The 16,011-nt window shown below is 67.3% G+C and carries 11 protein-coding genes; 8 read left to right on the top strand and 3 right to left on the bottom strand.

Going from position 1 to position 16,011, the window contains the following annotated elements; all coding sequences use genetic code 11:
• Positions 1-35: 35 nt before the first annotated feature.
• The 6 genes from QF040_RS00230 (at position 36) to QF040_RS00205 (ending at position 8,153) form a co-directional block, all read left to right on the top strand.
• Positions 36-1,613 carry a sugar ABC transporter ATP-binding protein gene (locus tag QF040_RS00230; RefSeq protein WP_429609207.1) on the top strand — a complete coding sequence of 526 codons (1,578 nt, stop codon included), beginning with the start codon at positions 36-38 and terminating at the stop codon, positions 1,611-1,613.
• Positions 1,610-2,662, top strand: coding sequence for an ABC transporter permease (locus QF040_RS00225; protein ID WP_429609206.1), 1,053 nt, complete (start codon positions 1,610-1,612; stop codon positions 2,660-2,662). Before QF040_RS00230 ends, QF040_RS00225 begins: the two co-directional genes overlap by 4 nt.
• 413 nt (positions 2,663-3,075) lie before the next feature.
• Positions 3,076-3,984 carry a beta-1,6-N-acetylglucosaminyltransferase gene (locus QF040_RS00220; RefSeq protein WP_429609205.1) on the top strand — a complete coding sequence of 303 codons (909 nt, stop codon included), beginning with the start codon at positions 3,076-3,078 and terminating at the stop codon, positions 3,982-3,984.
• Positions 3,985-4,132: 148 nt separating this feature from the next.
• Positions 4,133-4,573, top strand: a complete 441-nt coding sequence (locus tag QF040_RS00215; protein WP_429609204.1) for a hypothetical protein — start codon at positions 4,133-4,135, stop codon at positions 4,571-4,573.
• Between the two features lie 332 nt (positions 4,574-4,905).
• Positions 4,906-5,991, top strand: a complete 1,086-nt coding sequence (locus QF040_RS00210) for a glycosyltransferase family 4 protein (RefSeq protein ID WP_429614585.1) — start codon at positions 4,906-4,908, stop codon at positions 5,989-5,991.
• Positions 5,992-5,999: 8 nt separating this feature from the next.
• On the top strand, positions 6,000-8,153 hold the full coding sequence (locus tag QF040_RS00205; protein WP_429609203.1) for an amylo-alpha-1,6-glucosidase: 2,154 nt from the start codon (positions 6,000-6,002) through the stop codon (positions 8,151-8,153).
• Positions 8,154-8,345: 192 nt separating this feature from the next.
• Here QF040_RS00205 and QF040_RS00200 read toward each other — a convergent pair whose 3' ends face one another.
• Complete coding sequence (locus tag QF040_RS00200) at positions 8,346-10,304, bottom strand: serine hydrolase domain-containing protein (protein WP_429609202.1); 1,959 nt, start codon at positions 10,302-10,304, stop codon at positions 8,346-8,348.
• Positions 10,305-10,603: 299 nt separating this feature from the next.
• Here QF040_RS00200 and QF040_RS00195 point away from each other — a divergent pair, with 299 nt between their 5' ends.
• Both QF040_RS00195 and QF040_RS00190 read left to right on the top strand, forming a co-directional pair.
• Positions 10,604-11,791 carry a serine hydrolase domain-containing protein gene (locus QF040_RS00195; RefSeq protein ID WP_429609201.1) on the top strand — a complete coding sequence of 396 codons (1,188 nt, stop codon included), beginning with the start codon at positions 10,604-10,606 and terminating at the stop codon, positions 11,789-11,791.
• 37 nt (positions 11,792-11,828) lie between these two features.
• Positions 11,829-13,688 (top strand): serine hydrolase domain-containing protein, encoded by a 1,860-nt coding sequence (locus tag QF040_RS00190; RefSeq protein ID WP_429609200.1) that lies wholly within the window; start codon positions 11,829-11,831, stop codon positions 13,686-13,688.
• Between the two features lie 59 nt (positions 13,689-13,747).
• On the opposite strand, the gene QF040_RS00185 is transcribed toward QF040_RS00190, so the two are convergent.
• Both QF040_RS00185 and QF040_RS00180 read right to left on the bottom strand, forming a co-directional pair.
• Positions 13,748-14,923: a serine hydrolase domain-containing protein gene (locus QF040_RS00185; protein WP_429609199.1), complete on the bottom strand. Its 1,176-nt coding sequence runs from the start codon at positions 14,921-14,923 to the stop codon at positions 13,748-13,750.
• A gap of 40 nt (positions 14,924-14,963) precedes the next feature.
• Positions 14,964-15,992 (bottom strand): helix-turn-helix domain-containing protein, encoded by a 1,029-nt coding sequence (locus QF040_RS00180; protein ID WP_429609198.1) that lies wholly within the window; start codon positions 15,990-15,992, stop codon positions 14,964-14,966.
• Positions 15,993-16,011: the final 19 nt, after the last annotated feature.

The raw sequence follows: 16,011 nt of genomic DNA, 5'->3' as shown, positions 1-16,011 counted from the left end.
CCTGATCGTCCGATCGTCGCGAAAGCCTTGAGCACATGACCCCTTCCGCAACTTCCACGCAAAGCCCGGTGTCCGGCACCGGGCGCCGTGTCTTCCTCGAAGTGCAGGACGTGCACAAGCGCTTCGCGGGCGTGCACGCACTGCGCGGCATCGACCTCACGATCGAGGCCGGCGAGATCTACCACCTGCTCGGCGAGAACGGCTGCGGCAAGAGCACGCTCATCAAGATCATCTCGGGCGCGCAGCCGCCGAGCCAGGGGCGCATCGTGATCGATGGCCATCCGCACGAATCGCTGTCGCCGCTGGAGGCGCTCACGCTGGGCATCGAGACGGTCTATCAAGACCTCTCGCTGCTGCCGAACATGAGCGTGGCCGAGAACGTCGCGCTCAGCGAGCAGCTGGTCTCTACCGGCGGCAAGCTCGCGCGGCGCTTCGACCGCAAGGCGGTGGCCGCCACGGCCGTGCGCGCCCTCGAAACGGTGAAGCTGCCGACCGACGCGGCCTTTCTCGCGCGCCGCGTCGACGAGCTGCCCATCGCCACGCGGCAGCTCGTGGCCATTGCACGCGCCGTGGCCACGCGCGCGCGCATGGTCATCATGGACGAGCCCACCACCTCGCTCACGCAGAAGGAAGTCGACAACCTCGTGCACGTGGTCGAGCATCTGCGCGCGCAAGGCGTGGCCGTGCTGTTCGTGAGCCACAAGCTCGACGAGTGCATGGCCATGGGCGGCCATGCCATCGTGTTCCGTGACGGCACGAAGGTGGCACAGGGGCCGATCCGCGATTTCACGAAGGCCGAGCTCGCGCACTGGATGACCGGCAAGCAACTCGACGGCGCGCGCTACCGCCACCGCACGCACGGCGGCGACACGCTGCTGAAGGTCGAGGCGCTCGGCCGCGGCGCACAGTTCAGCGATGTGAACTTCACGCTGCACAAGGGCGAGATCCTGGGCATCACCGGGCTGCTCGACTCGGGCCGCAACGAACTGGCGCTGGCCCTGGCCGGCGTGCAGGCCGCCGACCGCGGGCGCATTTCGCTCGACGGCCGCCAGGTCACGCTGAAGACACCGAGCGACGGCATCCGCCAAGGCATCGGCTACGTGCCGGAAGACCGGCTGAGCGAGGGTCTCTTTCTGGACAAGCCGATCCGCGACAACATCGTCACGGCCGTGCTCGGTCGCCTGCGCGGGCGCTTCGGCGCGCTCGACGGCAAGCAGTGCCAGGCGCTGGCCGAACGCACCGTCGGCGAGTTGCAGATCGCCACGCCCGATGTCGACCGGCCGGTGCAGTCTCTCTCGGGCGGCAATCAGCAGCGAGTGCTCATCGGCCGCTGGCTGGCCATCGACCCGCGCGTGCTGATCCTGCATGGCCCCACCGTGGGCGTGGACGTGGGCTCCAAGGACACCATCTACCGCATCGTGCAGCGGCTGGCCGAACAGGGCCTGGGCGTGATCCTCGTCAGCGACGACCTGCAGGAGCTGCTGCAGAACTGCGACCGCATCCTGCTGATGCGCAAGGGCCGCATCGCCAACGACTTCGACGCAGAGGGCCTCGCCGAGAGCGAGCTCTACCACGCACTGGTTTCCGACTCCCCTTCTCCCGCATTCTCATGACGGCTTCCACCATGCAAGCGCACTCCACGCCCACGCCGGCTTCGGCTGCGCAAGCGGCTCCCAAGGCCGCGGCCTCCTGGCGCGGCTGGCTCGCGCAGCGCCCCTCGGTCTTCACGCTCGCGCTGATCGTGCTGGTGTGCCTGGTGGTCGGCGCCATCAACCCGGGCTTCTTCCAGCTGCCGGTGCTGTTCGACATCGTGCGGGCCTGCACCGTGCTCGGGCTCTTTGCGCTGGGCGTGCTGATCGTGCTGGCGGCCGGCGGCATCGACGTGTCGTTCGCGGCCATTGCCGCGCTCACGATGTACAGCATCACCAAGCTGGTGCTGAACTACTTTCCCGAAGCGCCCATCGCGCTGTTGCTGGCCGCTGGCGCGGTGAGCGGCGCGGTGCTGGGCGTGTTCAACGGCCTGCTGGTGCACTGGCTCAAGGCGCCCTCGCTGATCGTGACCATCGGCACGCAGTACCTGTACCGAGGCATCCTGCTGACCTTCGTCGGGACCGTGTTCTTCATGAACGTGCCCGCGCCGATGGACGCGTTCGGCAAGCTGGCGCTCTGGCGCTTCGACACCGCGCAGGGCCTGCACGTGGTGCTGCCCGCGACGGTGCTGGTGCTGGCCGGCGCGGCGGTGCTGACGTGGTGGCTGTTGAACCGCACGCTCATCGGCCGCGCGGTGTACGCCATCGGCGGCAGCCTCGCGATTGCCGAGCGGCTGGGCTACAACCTGCGCACGGTGCACATCTTCGTGTTCGCGTACGCGGGCTTCCTGTCGGGGCTGGCGGGCATCGTGCACGTGTCGAGCACGCGGCTGGCGAACCCCTTCGACCTCGTCGGCAACGAGCTGGACGTGATCGCCGCCGTGATCCTCGGCGGCGCACGCATCACCGGCGGCAGCGGCACCGTGGGCGGCACGCTGCTGGGCGTGGTGCTGGTCACGCTGATCAACAACGTGCTGATCCTGGCAGGCGTGCCGAGCACCTGGCAGAAGGTGATCATCGGGGCGTTCATCCTGGTGGCGGGCGCTTGCTTCGCGATGCGCAAGCAGGGCTGAGGTTCCTGGCCCCGAGTGGCCGCGCCGGACCTGGCTGCTGGACGGCAGGTCGCCGCGTCCGTCAGGCCGCGCGATGCAGGAAGTCACGCGGCTTTACCGGCTCCTTACCCCGTCGGGCGAATCCGGACACCGGTTCGTTTTTCAATCACGGCATGCGCCACGAACGATCCGACCCGACCGAAGAAAAACTGACTGCGATCACGGCCATCGCAGCGCGCGAGATCGCGGAATCGAGGCGGCTGCGACACGCCGCCGCGGCGGTGCGCGCCGAGTACGCCAGAGTGCGCAAGGGCGCGCACCCCGCAAGCGCTCCCATGGCGTCCGCGCACGCGAGGAAGTAGCGAGCCCCCTGGAACGCAACTTGCAAGTTCCGATCCCCCGCCCGATATGACGAACGCATCGATTGGCGAAAAATGAGCCCCGTCTTCCTTTTGCTGGTCCACACCGACCCGGCGCAGGTCAAGCGATTGCTCCGACTGCTCCTGTCGGTGGGCCGCTGCGTGGTGCATGTGGACGCGAAGGCGGACGAGCGCGCCTTCAGGATCGAGGATCCGAACGTCGTCTATGTGGAGGACCGGGTCGATGTGCGCTGGGGAGCCATCTCGCAGGTCGATGGCACGCTGCGCCTGATGCGCGCTGCGCTGCGTCGCTTCGAGGCGGCGCACGTCAGCCACTTCGTGCTCTTGTCGGGCAGCTGTTATCCGGTGCGAGCACTCGAGGAATTTCGCTCGTTCTCGCAGTCGAACTCGTCCGCGAACTTCATCAAGGCCATCCCTTTGGCCAGCACGCGCAAGCTCGGCCAGCGGACACGCCACTTCTGGTTCTATGAAGATCTCCCGGTTGACGGCCGGAAGCTGTCGCCGGCACGGCTGATGCGCGGCTTGCTGCAATTCGCCGGAAAGCTGGGACGCCGTTCGTTCGACTTGTTTCCAGAATGGCATTTCGGCTCGCAGTGGTGGGCGTTGACCCCTGATGCAGTCAGCTATCTCGCAAACTATCCGCATGAGGAACGCGTCAAGCGGTTCCTCCGGTATTCGAAGGCGCCGGACGAAATTTATTTCCACACGTTGATGGTCAATTCGCCGCTTCGGCGCGGCGCCGAAGCGGTCAGCGGCGAGGGCGTCTGGGACGCCTCGAACCTACATCTGATCGACCCCTCGCTGTCCCGCTGGTTCCAGGCTTCGGACTATGACGAAGTCGTGAGCTCCGGTCGCTGGTTCGTTCGCAAGGTCGGCACAGCGATGTCCGGCGGGCTGTGCGACCGGCTCGACCTCATCCAGGATCTGGATCGACGGCTCGCAAGGGAGCGTGCGGCGCCGTAGGTTCGCGCCACGCCGTCGACCGGTCTTGCCGCGACATCGGGAGTGCGAACGACCGCCGCTTGCGCCCTGCTCCTACGCAGCGCAACCGTCGGCGCGCTAGCTTAGGCCGCTTCGAAACCACCACCGGCCACCAATGCGGCCCCGACCCATGAATCTTCATCGTTACCTTCTGATCGCCGGCGCCGTTGCGCTCGGTGCCTGCGCCAGCAACGCGCCCACTTCCACCGCGAGTTCGGGCGTGGAGAACCAACCCGATCCCACCATCCTGCTCGTCCCGCTGCGCGTCGAGGACCCGCGGCTGGCCTCGGGCTGCTGGGCGCAGTTCTATTCGAAGCGCGACTTCCAGGGCGACGTGGCCACGCTCGTCGGCCCGGCCCAGGTCCAGAGCATGGACAAGGGCACCGCGCGCCAGCTCAAGCGCGACATCGACGGCGTGAGCGTCGGCCCGCGCGCGACGCTCGAGGTGTACGAGCACGCCATGTTCAAGGACCGCACCGTGCGCTTCGAGCCCAACAGCCGCGAAGGCGGCCTCGTGCGCAAGCTCGGCTTCGGCGGCCGCATCGAGGCGCTGAAGCTGTCCTGCTCATAGCCCCGAGCTGAAGCGCCAGCGTTGCAAGGCGCACGGCGCACCGGAGATTCCGGAGCGCCGCGACCCGCACCAGGACTCGGTGGTCCTGCGGCGGTGCATTGCTGCCTCATGGCAGGCGATGGCATCAAGAAAAATTCATTCGCAGCTCCGCACAACGAAAGGAGAACAACAACAGCCCGAAAGGATCTGAGCGTTTGGCAGCGCCGCGGTTTCCGCGGCGGGCCCTGTTGAAAAATTCGCGCCCGCCGCTACATGTGCGCCCGGAAGCCCCGCCTTCCATCTCCGCCCTCATCCTTGTTTATTCATTCCCTTTCGAGGAGATTGTCTTGACGATGAAGATCGCGCAGATCGCGCCTCTCTACGAAGCCGTGCCCCCGCGGCTCTACGGCGGCACCGAGCGTGTCGTCGCACACCTTGCCAACGCACTGGTGGATCTCGGCCACGAGGTCACCCTCTTCGCTTCCGCCGACACCTGCACCCACGCCGAGCTCGCGCCGATGCGCGCGCAGGCGCTGCGCCTGGACCCGGCACCGCTGAAGTCGGACCTCGCCAGCCACCTGCACATGCTGGACGCACTCAGGCAACGCGCCCACGAATTCGACGTGCTGCACTTTCATGTCGACCTGCTGCACTTTCCCTTCTTCGAGGACATGGCGCATCGGACGCTCACCACGCTGCACGGGCGCCTGGACATCGCGGACCTGCCGGTGGTCTACCGGCGGTGGAACCGCTATCCGCTGATCTCGATTTCGCGCCACCAGCGCAAGCCGATTCCGTTCGCGAACTGGCTGGCCACGGTTCCCCACGGGCTGGACGAATCGGCCTACCGCTTCGAGCCCCGCGGCAGCGGCGGCTACCTGGCATTCCTCGGGCGCATCTCGCCGGAAAAGCGGCCCGACCGCGCCATCGAGATCGCCCGCAAGGCGGGGCTGCCGCTGAAGATCGCGGCCAAGGTGGATGCGGCCGACACCAACTACTTCGAGCAGGTGATCCAGCCGCTGCTGCGGGACGACCCGTCCATCGAGTTCGTGGGCGAGATCGGCGATGCCGAGAAGTCGGCGTTTCTCGGCGGCGCCAGGGCGCTGCTGTTCCCGATCGACTGGCCCGAGCCCTTCGGGCTGGTGATGATCGAGGCGATGGCCTGCGGCACGCCGGTGATCGGCTGGCGCTGCGGCTCGGTGCCCGAGGTCATCGACGAGGGAACGAGCGGCCTCATCGTGGACGACATCGCGCAGGCCGTCGACGCGGTGCATGCCGTCGACCGGCTCGACCGGCGCCGCGTGCGGGACGCCTTCGAGCGCCGCTTCTCGGCCCGCGCGATGGCCAGCGCCTACGTGGCGCAGTACCGCCGGCTCCTCGGCCTGGACGACGGCAACGCCGCCGCGCCGACGGAAGCGCTTTGCAGCGAGACCGCGTGAGCACGGACATGAGCATGAACAACGAGACACCCGCAACCGACCAGGCCGAGGCGGCGCCGGAGCGCGCGGTCCAGCATGCCTTCGTCCTGAAGGAGTCCGACACCTACATCGTGATGGACGGCCATGGCGATGTCGGCGGCGGCGTGGACGGCCTCTTCCATCACGACACCCGCATGCTCTCGGCCTTCGTGCTGCGGCTGAACGGAGCCCGGCCCTCGCTGCTGTCCAGCGGCGTGAGCCGCGACAACGTCTACTTCACCGCCAACCTCACCAACCGGCCGTTGCCGGTGCTCGGCTCGACGTCGACCCCGCAGGGCGTGATCCACCTGGAGCGCAAGCGCTTCCTGTGGGGCGCGCGGATGTTCGAGCGCGTGCGGCTCGTCAACTACAGCGACCAGCCCGCGCGCGCGCCGCTGGGCCTGCGCTTCGCCGCGGATTTCCGCGACATGTTCGAGGTGCGCGGCCAGGTGCGCCCGCAACGCGGCGAGTTCGGCACGCCCGAGCTCGGCGCCCGGGGCATCGTGCTGCGCTACCGCGGCCTGGACGCGGTGCTGCGCAGCGCATGCATCGATTTCTCCGAACCGCCGCAGCGCCTGGATGCGGACGGCGCGGCGTTCGAGGTCACGCTTCCCGCGCACGGCGCGTGGACGCTCTACATCGAGGTCGGCACCGAACCCGCGACGGCCGGAGCCGAGCGCTTTCGCGAGGCGGGCGTGCTGGCGCGCTGGCGCATGCGCGCGCGCCAGCGCCGCGGCTCGCGCCTTTTGGCATCGGGGCGGCTGTTCCAGAGCTGGCTCGAGCGCTCTCGCGCCGACCTCGCGCTGCTCACCACCGACATGGCCACGGGGCCGTACCCCTATGCGGGCATTCCGTGGTTCTCGACGCCGTTCGGACGCGACGCCATCGTCACGGCTTTCCAGACCCTGTGGATCGATCCGATGCTGGCGCTGGGCGTGCTCAAGTTCCTTGCCGCGCGGCAGGCGCACCAGACCTCGAGCTTTCGCGACGCCGAGCCCGGAAAAATCATGCACGAGACGCGCAAGGGCGAAATGGCGGCGGTCGACGAACTGCCCTTCGGCCAGTACTACGGCGGCGTCGACACCACGCCGCTCTTCGTGGCGCTGGCCGGCGCCTACATGCAGCGCACCGGCGACGGCGCCGCCATCGAGGGCATCTGGCCCGCGCTCGTCGCGGCCTGCGAATGGATGGAGCGCAACATGGCGCGGCATCCCGGCGGGCTGCTGGCCTACCAGCGCGGCGAGCGCAGCGGGCTGGCGAACCAGGGCTGGAAAGACAGCCACGACTCCATCTTCCACGCCGACGGCCGCTCGCCCGAAGGCCCGATCGCGCTGGTCGAGGTGCAGGGCTATGCCTGTGCGGCCTTCCTGGCGATGGCGAGCCTCGCGGAACTGCGCGGCGACGACCGCGCGGCGCACTGGCGCCAGCGGTCGGCGGAGGTGGCCGAGGCGGTCGAGCGCCAGTTCTGGCTGCCGGAGCAGCAGTTCTATGCGCTCGCGGTCGATGGCGAGAACCGGCCCTGCGCGGTGCGCTCGTCGAACGCGGGGCACCTGCTGTTCGCCGGCGTGCCGAAGCCCGAGCGCGCGAACGCGGTCACGCAGCAGCTGCTGTCGCCGGCCTTCGAATCGGGCTGGGGCATCCGCACGCTGCCGCTGGAGGCGGCGCGCTTCAATCCGATGTCCTATCACAACGGCTCCGTGTGGCCGCACGACGTGGCCCTGTGCGCCGCGGGCATGGCGCACTACGGCGAGCGCGACGGCGTGGTGCGCATCCTGGACAACCTGTTCGAGGCGGCGGCGCACTTCGGCATGCGGCTGCCCGAGCTCTTCTGCGGATTCGAACGACAGCCGGGCCAAGGCCCCGTGGCGTACCCCGTGGCCTGCCTGCCACAGGCCTGGGCGGCGGGCTCGGTGTTCATGCTGCTGCAGGCCTGCCTCGGCTTGCGGGTGGACGGCATCCGCCGCGAGGTGCAGATCGTGCACCCCCGCCTGCCGACGGACATCGACCATCTGCGCCTGCTGGACCTGCAGGTGGGCGACGGCCGCGTGGACCTGCACTTCCAGCGCATCGAGGAAGAGCAGGTCGTCGTGGTGGCGCGCAGCCGGCCGGGCGCGCCGGCGGTCCACGTGAGGCTGCAGGTGTAGCTGCGAGGTCCCGGAGGTGGTTTAACTCCTCGTTTGAGGGCGACGCAACGGCCAGCCTGGCGCACCGATTGTTGGATTCCGCCGATCCCTGACCCTGGGGGGTCCGGTAGCTTCAGGCGCTCGATCAGGTGTTCGTAGCCTGAGACGATCAGTACGCACGGGTGATGGTCGGGCGTGAACTGTGCGAGTCCGTCACGATGGAGGCATTCCTTCCGGCCTATGAGGTTGACGCTGGAATACAAAGCTGCCTTCATGCAGTTCCTCTGACGATCCCCGGGAATTCGTCGGGTCCGACACGGTGACCATGCGCAGTTCGACGAGGTCGCGACCAGCGAAGCCAGGAACCTTGATCGTCATCCCCGCCGTGAGGTCGTCGACCACTCGCAGCAATTGCCTGTTGTTCCACAAGATATAGCCCGACAGTTCCTTCAGTTCGTCGATATGGCCGATCGTCGGCCCGAGCAGTTTGGCCATCGACTCCGGGGACTCGTTGGTGCAGACCCAGCGGCTGCCCAGGCGTGCGCGCCAGGCGTCCGGCAATGGCGCATCCAGCGGCGGCAGCCGCTCACCCAGCACCGTGCCGTTCCAGTACAGCCCGTTGCCCGAGAGCACGCGCGAGACCAGGTAAGAATGCCCGCCCACCGTCTGGAAGTGAATGCAGGCGGCTGAATTTTTGTCGGACCACCAGGCGCCGTCGCTTCGTTCACGCAGTTTTTCGATCCCCTGCACGCTTTCCCAGCGACCAGCAGCGGACCAGAGACTCAGCGCCAGCGAGCCATCGCCCTCGGCCACGATTCGCAGCAGCCCGGATTCACTGGCATAGATGCCTGCGAGCTTCGAAGTGTCCGCCGATGAAGAAGCGAGCGACGGCACGGTCGAGGCGATGGCGGGAGGCAGCGACCTGATCGCCCCCCGTTCCTGTGCCGCGCGCATCAGCGCACCCTCTGCCAGCGCGAGCGCGCCGTAGTCGAAACCGTTGCCGCTGATCATCATGGCCAGGCGCGGCTCCGGCAGAATAAAAAACCGGGACGAAAAGAAATAGGTGTCCCCGCCCTTCTGCCAAGCCTGCAAGCCCGCTGCCGCCGCGCCCTGCTGCCGCACGTCGTCCCATCCGAGCCCCCAGGTCGTGGACGAAGCGGCGGGATTGGCGATGCGGACATGAGGGCCCTGGTCCGTGCCCATCTGCCGGATTGCTTCGGCCGAGACGATGCGCCGCCCCTGAAATGTGCCGTGATCGAGGAACAGCCGTGCGAACTTCATCATGTCACCGGGCGTGGAGAATGCGCCTCCCGTGGCATAGCCGGGCATCATCTCCTGCGACTGGCGCTTGCCCTCGTAGCAGGGATGCACAAAGGTGCCTTCGGGCAAGTTAGGCAAGTGCGCAACCGGATATCCGGTCAGGCCCATCCCCAGCGGATCGAAGATCTCCTGCTGAACGAAGTCGGTGAAGTCCTTGCCGGTGAGTTCGCGCACCAGCGGTTCAAGCAGGGTGAATCCATCGTTGCAGTACACCGCCAGTTCGCCGGGCTCGTGCTTCAGGTGCGACTGCGACAGCGCGTACATCGTGTCCTGAGCGTAGTCGGGGATGGGTATGAAAGCGAAAGCGTTTCGATAGTTGGTGCCCGGCAACCCCGATGCGTGCGACAGCAGGTGGCGCACCGTGATGCGAGTAAAGGCCGGTGAGAGCATGCTGAAAGAAGGCAGCAGTTCGACGACCGGCTGCTCCAGCGCCAGCTTCCCCCGCTCGCGAAGGATCATCACGGCCAGCGTAGCGAACATCTTGGAGACTGAGCCGATGTTGACGCGCATCTCGGGCGTGGCCAGAAGCTCGCGCTCGCGGCGATCGGCATGGCCGAATGCCTCGCGCCAGACCACGCCGTCGTCGGCCAGCAGGGCCACGGAGATGGCCGTCGTTCTGCTGTCGCTTCGGCTCAGGGCCGCCTTTATGGCCTCGCGGCACCAGCGCACCGTTTCGGAACCTGACGCCTCGGAAGATATTGGGGCCACGCCACCCCCTCCCGAGTCGCTTCCCCCGCAGGCCTGCAGCAGCGGGCCCACCAGTCCTGCGGTGGCCAGGCGGAGGCAATGGCGGCGCGAAATCCGCTGTCGCGAGGCGCCCTGAAGACCAGCGAAGTCGTGCGTTGCAGTCATGGTTCTTGTGCGTGATCCAGACCATCCGGGGACGGCTGCAACAACTGTTCTTTTTGAATGGATCGAGCTTAAGCGCCCTGCAATGAACGAGGCAGCGGGCGCGCATTACACATGAAACTTAAGCACCAGCGAGCGAGCCGGATCGCGAGAATCGGGCCAACCTCGACGAAGCGATGTGCAGCAGCAGCAGGCAGTGAAGCCAGAGCTTGTGCGAACGAGTCGATCACCAACACAACACCGACTCGATGACAACCGAAACTTCAACGCAGAGCCAGTGCGCCGGGCAGCTGCTAGCACCGATGGCACGCACGTTCGCGAGCAAGGTGCCGGGTCTGCGCAATCGCCTTGCAGTTGTTTGTGCCGGCGGCGTGCTCGCGCTCCTTTCAGCCTGCGGCGGCGGCGACGATGACGAGAACTGCGCAATCGGCCAGGTGGTACTCGAAGCGACCTGCACCGATTCGGCCAAGGCGGCCGAATCGGTGCGGCGTGTGGTGCGCAAGACGATGACCGAACTCGACCTGCGCTCGGCCATCGTGAGCGTGAGCGTCGACGACACGCCATTGCTGACCGAAGCCTGGGGCGAGTCCGCCCCAGGACAGGCTGCCACCGTGGACATGCACTGGCGCAGCGGCTCGATCGCCATCGCCTACCTGACGACCGCGCTGTTGCAGCTGCAGGACCAGCGTGTGCTCAGCATCGATGACAAGCTCTCGAAATGGCTGCCCGGCTTTCCTCATGCAGCCGACATCACGCTCGCGATGCTGGCCAACTCCACCTCCGGTTATGCGGACTACGTGGACCTGAACGTCCTTCCGCTCTACAAGGACGTGCACCGGCAATGGACGCAGGACGAGCTGATCGAGGCGGCTCTCGCGCAGCCGATGAAATGCAAGCCGGGCACGTGCTTCTCCTATGCCCACACCAATTTCGTCCTCCTGGGCCGCGTCATGGCGATGGCCAGCGGCAGGTCAGTCGCCGAGCTGATCCGCACCGGCGTGCTGGAGCCGCTGGGCATGCGCGAGACGCGCAGCGACTCCACGCCGTTCATTCCATCGCCAGTGCTGCACGCTTTCTCTTCCGACCGCGGCCGCTACGAGGACAGCACCGACTGGAACCCTTCGTGGACCATCGCCGAGGGCTCCATCATGACGAGCACCGTTCCCGACGTGATGCGTTCGGCGGCAGCCATCGCAACCGGCCGCCTGATCTCCCCCAAGGCCTTCGCACAGTTCCTTGAGCCGCGCACCGCGTCCTTCCCGCAAATGTCCACCGAGCGCTACTACGGGCTGGGGATCCTGGTCTCGAACGGCTGGATCATGCAGAACCCGAGCTTCTTCGGCTATTCGGGCCTGATGGCCTACCTGCCATCGAAAAAAATCGCCATCGCCGTCACGACCACGTTGGGTCCCGCCTCCCCGGAAGGCAACACGTCGGAGCAACTGTTTCGCCGCATCGCGCAGGACCTTGCGCCCTCGCGCACGCCTTGATCCTGCTACAGACACCCTTCACTCTACCTATCGCGCCATGACCAGCAACTCTCTCGAAGGCTTGAACCGCCGCCGCTACCTGCAACGCGCAGGACTGACCCTGTTGGCGCCGATCGCGGTCGGCTGCGGCGGAAGCGACAACGCCACCGCCATGCAGCTGTCGTCGGGCGCAACCGCAGGCAGCGGCGCACCGGTCGTGGACTGGGGCCGCGAAGCCATCAAGGCCGCCATGGCCGAGAGCAAAACCTCGGCGATATCGGTCGCGCTCTGGAGCGGCGGCGAGGTGGTATGGCAGGAAGCCTTCGGCTGGGCGGACCGCGAGGCCCGCATCGCGGCCGGCACGCAGACGCGCTTCAACATCGGTTCGGTCAGCAAGGTGCTGGCAGCGCTCTCGGTAATGATCCTGCAGGACCGCGGCCTGCTCAGCCTGGACACGCCGGTGGTCCGGTACCTGCCGGAATTCCGCATGCTGTCCGACGGCTACCGGCGCATCACGGTGCGGCATCTGCTCAGCCATGCCTCGGGCTTTCCCGGCACGCATACCCGCAATGTCTTCGCCTTCGCACCGCATACCGACTACGCGGCCAACGCCGAGGCCGCGCTGGCCGACACGCACCTCAAGCACGAGCCCGGCGAGCTCGCGGTGTATTGCAACGATGGCTTCACGATGATCGAGCGCGTGGTGCTGGCTCTCACCGGCACGCGCTATACAGAGTTCGTGCGCACGAACATCCTGGAGCCCCTGGGCATGACCCAGTCGGGCTTCACGCTGGCGCCCTTCGCCGAGGGCAGCTTCGCCCACCCCTACGACGGCAAGCAATGGAAGCAGGAATTCGTCTCGGCCTACGCCACGGGTGGCCTCGCCAGCACGCCGGGCGACATGCTGCGCCTCGGCCGCATGTTCCTCGGCGCGGGCGTGTTCGAGGGCCGGCGCATCGTATCGGCCGCCGGCGTGGCCGAGATGGGCCGCAATCAGACGACCGCGCTGCTCATCAACCCGAGCCCCGAGCTACAGATCGGGCTGGGCTGGGACAACGTGCGCCAGTCGGGCATGCTGGCCGCCGGCCAGACCGCCTGGCAGAAAAACGGCGGCACCGCCTTCTTCAGCAGCGAATTCTTCGTGCTGCCGGAGACCGACATGGTGCTGATGCTGACCGGCAACAGCCTGGGCTACGGAGTCACTGCGCTGGCCGAGAACATCCTGCTCCACGCACTGCAGGACCGCCGGGCCGTCTCCCCGCTGCCGAGGCCCGTCAGCCATGCGCCCCCGGCGCTCGCCGCTGCGCCGGAGCCCGATCCGACCGTCGCGGGCATCTACGGCAACTATCTCGGGCCGATCCAGGCCGCGTTCGTTGCCGGCCGTCTGAACCTGCGACGCTGGAAGGCGGAAGGCTGGGCGTCGATGTACGAAGGTCTTGCGTTGCGCAGCGACGGCAGGTGGTGGAGCGAGACGGGCGACGGCTTCTCGTTCCAGTTCGTCGTCCTGCGGGGGATGCGCTATCTCGTTCAACGCCGACCAGGGGCCAGCGGCCACTACTGGGCGACGGCGCCCCTGGGGCAGCAGCTGTCGCCGCTGGAGACCCCCCTCCCGCCGGCATGGCAGGCGCGCGTGGGCACCACGTGGGAGCTGGCCAACGAGTCGCCGGACTCGGCGGCCATGCGCAATGGTCCGTTGCGCGCTGCACTGGGCGTGCTGGCCGAACTTCCCGGCTACCTGATGTGGGCCCACAGCGAGCTGGTGCGTCCCCTGGACCATGCGCGCGCCGGCATGACGGTGAAGGTTCCGGTCAACGACGGACGCGACCTCACCGAGCTGGTGTTCCGGACCGTCGATGGCGTGGAGCAGATCGGCAGCAACGGCCTGATCTTCCGCCGCGTCGGTACCTCCGCTTCCTGAACCTTTCAGGGCTCCCTGGCGCCGTCGCGTGCGGCCCCGGGGTACCCCATCAAGTCGGGTCAGGCCGCCTCGACCACCGCAGCCAATTTCTCGAACAGTTCCTGCGCCAGGTTGAGGTGTTGGCGGCCGCCATCGGGCGAAGCGTTCACCATGACCGACACCGTCGCGCTGCGCGCCTCGAGGAACATGGTCGCGACCTGGAATCCAACGCCGCTGCCGGTGTGACCCCACCAGTTGCCGATCTGTCCGATGCCCAGGCCGTAGCGGTCGTACTCCGGGCCGTTGGTGACGTCCCGCGCGCGCGACCTGCGAATGCCCTGCAACTCGGCGCCGATGAGTGTGCCGCGACCCAGTGCATCGCCCCATGCAAGCAGGTCGGTCAGCGTCGATGCCATGGCCCCGGAGCCGGCCAGGCACGTAGGGCTGACCAGCGGCTGGTCGTCGACGGTACCCGTGGCGACGTCCACCGCGTAGCCCGTGGGCGCCGGCGGCGGGAGTGTGGCTGTCGACGGATAGCTGGTGCCGGTCAACGCGAGCGGCCGGAAGATCTGCGCAGCCAGCACGTCGGCCAGCGGCAGGCCCGTGACGGCTTCGATCACCAGGCCGAGCAGCACGGTGTTGGTGTTGCTGTATTCGTATTGCTCGCCCGGAAGAAACGAAGGCGGCACGGCGAACGAGATGGCCACCAGCTCCCGGGGCGTCCACACGCGCAGAAAATCCTTCACGAAGGCTTCGATAAAACCGGGTTGCATCGAATAGTCGGCCAATCCGCTCTGGTTGCCGGCGAGATCGGCCAGGCTGATCAGGCTGCCATTGGGCACGCCCGCGATGTAGCGTGCGACCTTGTCGTCGAGCCCGAGCTGTCCCAGTTTCACCAGTTGAAGGAAGGCCGTCACGGTGAACGACTTGGTGATGCTGCGCAGGGGAAAGGTGCTGTTCAGCGACAGCGGCGTGGCCTTGGCGACGTCGGCCTGCCCGAACGCACGCGTCCAGGGCGCTGCGCCGGCCACGCGCACGCCTGCCAGAACGCCGGGAGGGCGATAGGTCGACATGAGGGCCTCGACGGCCTTCACATAGGCGGCGTCGCGAGAAGGTGTTTCCGGGGTGGCCGTCGGAAGGACGATGGCACCCGCATTGCCGGAGCCCCCACCGCCACCGCACGAGGCGAGCCATGGAACCAGGGCCGCTGCACCGGTCCAGCGGACCAGGTGACGGCGTGAGGGATTGAAACGCATGGTGATTGCTCCTGAGTGTGTGGATCTGCTGGGCGCCGCGTCAGGCGCCCGGTTGCGAAATGGTCATGCCCCTCGGCGCGCGCGTCACGTCGATCGGCAGTTCGAGTGCCATTCGCTGGCGCGCCTCGCGCGCGGGCATGCCGAAGCGCTGGCGAAAGAGCTTGCTGAACACCGTCTGGTCGGAAAAGCCGCAGGCATAGGCAATGGCGCCGATGCTCAACCGTCCGCTTCTGGGCTGGTTCAGATAGCCGAGGCTCTTGAGCAGGCGCATTTCGCGCAAGGTGGCATGCACGCTCATGTCTTGCGATGAGAACAAACGGTAGAGCTGTGCGCGCGACAGACCGGTGTCCCGCGCGATGTCGACCACGCTGAGGTCATGCCGGTGCAGGTTGCTCTGGATGTACCGGTGGACCAGCTGCAGCCGGTCGACGCCGTGTTCGGACCCTGACATGTACACCGAACCGAGCAAGGCCTCGGCGGTCTGGAAGATGCCTGCGAGCACCGCCTCCAGTTCGTCGGAGCCCAGCGCGACGCCGTGGTTGGCCAGCGTGCCCAATTGCGATGCCAGGAAGGGCGCCAGCGCCAGATGGTCGATGGCCTCTATCGAGCGCGCCCTGGCCGCCGGCACATGGCCCAGCAGTTGCACCAGGCGCTGCCTGGTGGGGCGCACGAAGCTGAAACGCGCGCGATCCCAGCTCCCGCGCAACGTCTGCGCCACATCGCACAGCAATGCGCTGCCCGGTCCGAACCGGGTCTGGATGCCGTTGTTCTGCTCGACGGTGAGCGTGCCGCGCTCGATCAGCCACAGGCAGATCTCGGCCTCGCGCGGCGCGCTGGCGGCCGGCAAGGTCGAGCGCATCTCCGATGCCGGCACCTCGCAGTGGCCGACCACGCCCTTGGTGTCCTCGCACAGGACGCTCCGGCCGAGCAAGGGATCGTCCGAGGCGAGTTCCAGGTGCATCGATTCGAGAATGCCGGTCGTGACTTCGCTGCGATGCTTGGCAGCGCTCAGGCCGTCGGCAGAAAAAAGACGCCGTCCGCCAGAATTCGCGTAAGAAGTTGCAAACATCGAATTTCCCGATCCTTCG

This window comes from Variovorax sp. W2I14 (assembly GCF_050435205.1).
In the GTDB taxonomy this organism is placed as follows: domain Bacteria; phylum Pseudomonadota; class Gammaproteobacteria; order Burkholderiales; family Burkholderiaceae_C; genus Variovorax; species Variovorax paradoxus_C.
This window is presented reverse-complemented; position numbering and strand designations above follow the sequence as displayed.

Excerpts from the sequence above, each read along its gene's own strand:
- QF040_RS00185 (WP_429609199.1), bottom strand. The coding sequence starts at position 14,923 with ATGCGTTTCAATCCCTCACGCCGTCACCTGGTCCGCTGGACCGGTGCA.
- QF040_RS00205 (WP_429609203.1), top strand. The coding sequence starts at position 6,000 with ATGAGCATGAACAACGAGACACCCGCAACCGACCAGGCCGAGGCGGCG.
- QF040_RS00215 (WP_429609204.1), top strand. The coding sequence starts at position 4,133 with ATGAATCTTCATCGTTACCTTCTGATCGCCGGCGCCGTTGCGCTCGGT.
- QF040_RS00230 (WP_429609207.1), top strand. The coding sequence starts at position 36 with ATGACCCCTTCCGCAACTTCCACGCAAAGCCCGGTGTCCGGCACCGGG.
- QF040_RS00200 (WP_429609202.1), bottom strand. The coding sequence starts at position 10,304 with ATGACTGCAACGCACGACTTCGCTGGTCTTCAGGGCGCCTCGCGACAG.
- QF040_RS00195 (WP_429609201.1), top strand. The coding sequence starts at position 10,604 with ATGGCACGCACGTTCGCGAGCAAGGTGCCGGGTCTGCGCAATCGCCTT.
- QF040_RS00220 (WP_429609205.1), top strand. The coding sequence starts at position 3,076 with ATGAGCCCCGTCTTCCTTTTGCTGGTCCACACCGACCCGGCGCAGGTC.
- QF040_RS00225 (WP_429609206.1), top strand. The coding sequence starts at position 1,610 with ATGACGGCTTCCACCATGCAAGCGCACTCCACGCCCACGCCGGCTTCG.
- QF040_RS00180 (WP_429609198.1), bottom strand. The coding sequence starts at position 15,992 with ATGTTTGCAACTTCTTACGCGAATTCTGGCGGACGGCGTCTTTTTTCT.
- QF040_RS00190 (WP_429609200.1), top strand. The coding sequence starts at position 11,829 with ATGACCAGCAACTCTCTCGAAGGCTTGAACCGCCGCCGCTACCTGCAA.
- QF040_RS00210 (WP_429614585.1), top strand. The coding sequence starts at position 4,906 with ATGAAGATCGCGCAGATCGCGCCTCTCTACGAAGCCGTGCCCCCGCGG.